Raw genomic sequence first — 2,597 nt, 5'->3', positions numbered from 1 at the left:
CTCATCTATAAGCCCATCTATTGAAAAGCTCAATGAGGATCTAGCTCAAGGAGTTAAGGAAGCTGTGAGGAGGATGAATGCTAATGAAGTTAGAATGATAGCTGTGGATAAACCTGTGAAAGTTAAAATAGATTTTCTAAATACTGGTTATGCAGATTTAGCAGAATATTTACCTATCGTAAAACGAATAAGTGGAACTGCAATTGAATATTCAGCTGAGAGCATTAATGATGCTTACAAAATATTAGAATTGCTAGTATTTGCTTCATATGGCTTGAGAAGTATTATTGAAAAATAAATAATTTTATTTTTTAATATAAATGGTTCCTACTTTTTCATGCGCTTTTAGCAAGGTATTTAGATCTATGTCCTCAATTTTTATTCCCAGCTCACCAGACAAGATGTATTTTAACTCACTAAAACTTGTCTTTTTTCTTTGAGATAATATTACCGAAACTAGAGAGTTTGCTGTCCTCATGTACCGTTTAGTTTCAAACATCTTCATTATTTCATCAAGTTCTTCTTTGCTTAGAACCTTCCGTAACAATCTAATTGAAGGAAAACCATTGACTTTTAATTCAATTGAAAAGCTTTTATCATTTGCCTGATGCTTGACACCTTCGCAGTAAAAAGGAGAAACACTCAGTCTTTGAGCGGCTTCGCAGTAAAGCGTTTCTCTGTATTTCTTTAGTTCCTTGTCGCCAATTGCCATTAGATCGTAACCATAAACCATATTCATATATTCCTTCAAAGGCGCATTAAAAACGTTTAGAATGGAAAGAAGTGAAGCTATACCAAGAGATGCAACTTGCTTTATATCGAACTTGTCTATAGTGTCCTCACTTGAATGATAGTATTTATCTGGCCACATGTTGAGCATAACAGACGGTATGCCATAGGAAACATATACATCATGATCGCTTCCCACTTCATAATTTATGAGCCACACTTTTTTTGTTGGAAATGTCGTTATAGAGCTAAACCCGTAGCTTTTTGGTAATGCATCTAACATGTATTTAAATGTACTAGCTTCTAAAGGAGAGATAAGAGATATTGGAGACCTGACAAAATTGAGAGATGACCCTGTTATATCCTGCACTTCTCCTATCATATCAAGATTAACAGTGCCGATGATTTTTCTTCCTTCACTAAGAGCCTTTCTTAAATAACTTACACTTCCGCTGTATTCAGGAACCCAAACAAAATTTATCCTTATATTATCCTTTAAATCTGACCTGTCTAAATATTTCATAGCTATAGACGCTGCAATATTTCCAATGCTTCCACTAATGTTATCATTTACTGTATAGCCCGGATGGCACAAATGAGAAATTATATGATATTCGTTTTCCCCATTTCCCCAAGAGTGTTCAATAACTGGAATGCTTGCGACGTTGTTATATCTAGACTTCACATAACCTTCAACTTCAACTTTTTCCCCCTTATTTATCATATATATCAAATGCATAGCATCTTCTCTTGTAACGGTAAAGGCGGGTGCCTTTGCTTTAGAAATTTCTTCAAATGAGGGGAAAATTGAGAAATAAGGATATGCTGTTTCCGATCCTTCTCTTCTAAACGCTATTACTCCTATTGCTCCATTGTCTACAAAAGAAAAATAATTCGTAGCGCTCCAATCATCTGTTAGAACTATCTTATTTTCACAGTTTTTATCGCATTTTCCCGAGGGAAGATATACCAGTTCTCCGGCAATTTCACCTGGTGGAGAGTGCACTATTACAGAAGTTATTGCTTTATTTGTATGCGATAATAAAGCTCTAATCGGTTTTTTGATCCATAATCCTCCTTCTTCTAGCTCCCAACCCACAAGATTTGCATCAAATGGCATGAGACTATCATCATGTTGAAAAAGATGCAAATTTGGATTTAGACCAAAATCTTCAAGTATTTCCTTAACCCTCTTTGATGCATCTATAATTCCTCTTCCGCCTTGGACTCTATTGTATTGAGAAAGCTCTACAGTATAAGATAAAAGCTTATTGATGGGGATTTTGTCTAAAATTTCTTCGATCGTTTTCAATCACCAGTAAAACAATTTAAGGATGAAGAAATAATTATAGTTAACTGATAAATATTTCCTGGTGCACTAAAATGCCCATAGAAAAAGGAATAGAATTGACAAGGTTTTTTGAAATAAAAGAAGAACACTCTGCGTCTCATGTAGGCTCTGGAGAAGTATCAGTTCTAGCGACTCCAAGTATGATCAACTTTATGGAAGAGACTGCATTACAGTGTGTTCAACCGCATCTAAAAGATAATGAAACTACTGTAGGTGTTAGAGTCGACGTTTATCACATAGCACCTGCAAAGGTTGGAGAAACGCTAAAAGTTGTTGCTAAATTGCTTGAAAGTGACGGGAAAAGGCTTATTTTCTGGGTAGAGGCCATTTGCGGAGATAGAGTAATTGGATATGGAATACATGAGAGAAGAGTTGTAGATAGAGAAGGTTTTACTAAAAGAGCTTGAGAATTTTTTATTAAAAATATTACAGCTGAAAATCTTGCCTTTTAATGTTAGGATGAAATTTGAACATTTTTAAGCTTTTAATTTTTATTAAAGCCTAGTGATCAGCTTTG

The 2,597-nt window shown here is 34.8% G+C and carries 3 protein-coding genes; 2 read left to right on the top strand and 1 reads right to left on the bottom strand.

What is annotated here, in order from left to right:
* On the top strand, positions 1–298 hold a 298-nt coding region (locus ACP5SL_RS05855; protein ID WP_428228336.1), incomplete at its 5' end, for a M55 family metallopeptidase.
* Positions 299–304: 6 nt separating this feature from the next.
* On the opposite strand, the gene ACP5SL_RS05850 is transcribed toward ACP5SL_RS05855, so the two are convergent.
* Positions 305–2,041, bottom strand: a complete 1,737-nt coding sequence (locus tag ACP5SL_RS05850) for a DUF4910 domain-containing protein (RefSeq protein ID WP_193803969.1) — start codon at positions 2,039–2,041, stop codon at positions 305–307.
* A 71-nt stretch (positions 2,042–2,112) separates the two neighbouring features.
* Between ACP5SL_RS05850 and ACP5SL_RS05845 the strand changes: the two genes are divergently transcribed.
* Complete coding sequence (locus ACP5SL_RS05845) at positions 2,113–2,487, top strand: thioesterase family protein (RefSeq protein WP_014557916.1); 375 nt, start codon at positions 2,113–2,115, stop codon at positions 2,485–2,487.
* The last annotated feature ends 110 nt before the right edge of the window (positions 2,488–2,597 follow it).

Origin of the sequence: Fervidicoccus sp., from assembly GCF_049967375.1 — an archaeon.
GTDB classification, from domain to species: domain Archaea; phylum Thermoproteota; class Thermoprotei_A; order Sulfolobales; family Fervidicoccaceae; genus Fervidicoccus; species Fervidicoccus fontis.
This window is presented reverse-complemented; position numbering and strand designations above follow the sequence as displayed.

Coding starts and splice junctions, on each gene's coding strand:
- ACP5SL_RS05845 (WP_014557916.1), top strand. CDS start 2,113: ATGCCCATAGAAAAAGGAATAGAATTGACAAGGTTTTTTGAAATAAAA.